1 protein-coding gene is annotated in these 2,991 nt (G+C 75.1%); it reads left to right on the forward strand.

The window, feature by feature from the left end; translation table 11 throughout:
* A partial coding sequence (locus HW445_RS24530) for an acyltransferase domain-containing protein (protein WP_180223115.1) occupies positions 1–2,991 on the forward strand: 2,991 nt, incomplete at both ends.

A 2,991-nucleotide genomic window follows, 5' to 3' on the forward strand; every position in this document is an offset into this window, starting at 1 on the left:
CACCTCGGCTGGTCGGTGCTCGAGGAACTCGCCGCGAAGGACCCGCAGCGCCGCCGCCCGGGCACCACCGACGTGGCGCAGCCGCTGCTGTTCGCGGTGCAGGTCGGGCTGGTGGCCGTGCTCCGTGCCCACGGCATCCGGCCCACGGGTGCCGTCGGGCACAGCGCGGGCGAGATGGCGGCGGCCTGGGCGGCCGGCGCCCTCGACCTGGACACCGCCGCCAGGGTCCTGGCCGTGCGCTCGCGGGCCCAGGCGTCGACCGCGGGCGAGGGAGGGATGGCGGCCGTGGGTGCGGAACCCGGGCGGGTCGAACGATGGCTGGCGGCCTACGACGGCCGCCTCGAGATCGCCGGTGTCAACAGCCCGCGCGACGTCACCGTCAGCGGGGACAGGGACGCCGTCGCCGATCTCGGTGACCGGCTCGCACGGGAGGGCGTCTTCTTCCGGGACCTCGGCCTGGACCACGCCTTCCACAGCCGGGTCATGGATCCGCTGAGGGACGGCCTGCTCGACGCGCTCTCCGGGCTGAAGACCGGTCGGGCGGACATCCGGTACGCCTCCGCCACCACCGGAACCCTGCTGACGGGCACCGAACTGGACGCCGAGTACTGGTGGCGCAACCTGCGGCAGCCGGTGCTGTTCGGCGACGCCGCGGACCGTCTGCGGGAGGCGGGCTGCTCCGTCTTCGTCGAGGTCGGTCCGCATCCGGTGCTCTCCGGATACCTCAACCGGGCCGCCGGCGGTGCCGGACGTCCCTCCCAGGACATCACCGTGCCCATGATGCGTCGCGGCGCACCAGGCCCCAGCGGCGTCCGCGCCTGTCTGTCCGCGCTGCTGGCCGCGGGCGTCCGCAGCGATCACCGCGTGCTCTTCCCACGTCGGGGACGTGTGGTGGACCTCCCCGGTTATCCGTGGCAGCGCGAACGGCACTGGAACGGCCGTCCCGGGCTGTGGCAGACGGGCCGCGGGGACGGCACCCTCGACCACCCACTGCTCGGTGAGCGGGCAGCGGTCGCCGAGCCCACCTGGCACGGCTCCTTCGAGCCGGCCCGGCTCCCCTGGCTGGCCGACCACAGGGTCGGCGACACCGTGGTCATGCCGGCCGCCGGGATGACCGAGATGGCGCTGGCCGCCGGACGGCGCGTGCACGACGGCCGTCTCGAGATCACCGGTCTCCACATCCACCAGGCACTGCTGCTGCCCTTCGACCCGGACGACGACGGCGTGGAGGTGCAGACCTCGCTCGCCGGCGAGGACGGCGTGGTGACGATCGCCTCCCGTTCCGGTGGTGAAGGCACCTGGACCCGGCACGCCCGCTGTCGGGTCAGGCGGCTGCACGCGCCCGCCCCCGGGCTCCTGGACGTCAGCGGCATCGGCAGGGCACTGCCCCGGAACAGGCCACCCGCGGAACACTACGCGAGCGGCGAGCGCCAGGGCCTGCGCTACGGCCCGGCCTTCCAGGTGCTCGACGACCTGCGCTTCGACGACAGCCAGGTCCTGGCGCGGTTCACCGCCCGGGTCGACACCGCCGGTCACGAGGCGCACCCGACGCTCCTGGACGGCGCCCTCCAGGCGGTCGCGCCCGTGGTCGAGGAGCGCATGCCCGGAGCCCGGTACCTGCCGGTGGCCGCCGACCGCATCCGCGCCTGGCGGCGCCTGCCCTCCGCCGGTCACATCCACGTGCGGGTACGCCGCGTCTCCGAACGCGAAGTGGTGTGCGACGCGACGGTGGCCGCCCTCGGTGGATTGATCTGCCTCACCGTCGAGGGCTGCCGTCTGCGTCGCTTCGACGAGGGCGACCGGACCCCCACGCCCCTGGTCGGCACGGTGATGAGGGCGGCGCCGCGCCCCGGGCAGGGGCACCCCCCGCAGTGCGCCCTGCCGTTCCCCGCGGACCTCGCGGAGGGCTGCGCGGACGAGTTGCGCCAGGTCGCGTCGTGGTGGAGTCGCGGCGACGGCCCCGTGGCCGTGGCGGTGACCCGCGAGCTGGCGGCGCACTTCACCGCGCGGTCCGTGCGGGAGCTGCTGGCCGAGGCCGGGCACGAGGAGCGCGCGTTCACCGTCGACGGCCTCGTACGCGCCGGAGTGCCCGCCCCGTACGCCCGGCAGCTCGGCCTCCTGCTGGAGAACGCCCGGGCCCACGGTCTGGCGGAGCGGGAGCAGGAGCACGGGCCCGGGCGGGACGGCCCGGGCGGTGGCTGGCGCCTGACGGGCACCGCACGGCCTCAGGCGCTCTTCCAGGAACTGATCACCCGCCATCCCGGCCTCGTCACGGAGCTGGCGCTGATGGCCCGTTGCGGAAGCGGGCTGACGGCGACGCTGCGAGGTGACCACGACCCCGAGCAGCTCTTCTCCGACTCCGACCGGCACCTGCTCGAGGAAGTGCGCACCGACGTCGGCACGGCCTCCTACCACCACCGTGCCGCCCGCGCCGCGGTGCGCGCGCTGGTGCGGCGTTGGCCCGCCGACCGGCCCCTGCGGGTTCTGGAGGCCGGTGCCGGAGCCGGGGCCATCGCCACGTTCCTCCTGCCGGAGCTGCCTCCGGAACGTACCCGGTACACGTACACGGACGTCACGGACGAGTTCTTCCCCAGGGCGCGGCACCGCCTGGCCGGCCACGACTTCCTGGACCTGCGCACACTCGACCTCGACCGCGACCCGCGGACGCAGGGGTTCGCGGAGGGCGACCACGACCTCGTGGTGGTGAGCGGCGCCCTGCACGACGCCGGCGACCTGCGGCGGGCCCTGCGGCACATCGCGGGGCTGCTGGCCGACGACGGCCTGCTCCTGCTGATCGAACCGCACCGGCCGGCCGGCCTCGCCCTCATGACCGGGTTCCGGTCCGGTTGCTGGGACCAGCAGGACACGGATCTGCGCCCGGCCGGCCCGCTGCTGTCCGCTGAGGGCTGGCACCGGCTGCTGTCGGAGGAGGGCTTCACCGACTGCGCCCGGCTGGCTCCGGCGGACGGCCCCGGCGAGGACGAGGCCTCG

The sequence above is a fragment of the Streptomyces sp. UH6 genome (assembly GCF_013421635.1).
In the GTDB taxonomy this organism is placed as follows: Bacteria; Actinomycetota; Actinomycetes; order Streptomycetales; family Streptomycetaceae; genus Streptomyces; species Streptomyces abyssomicinicus.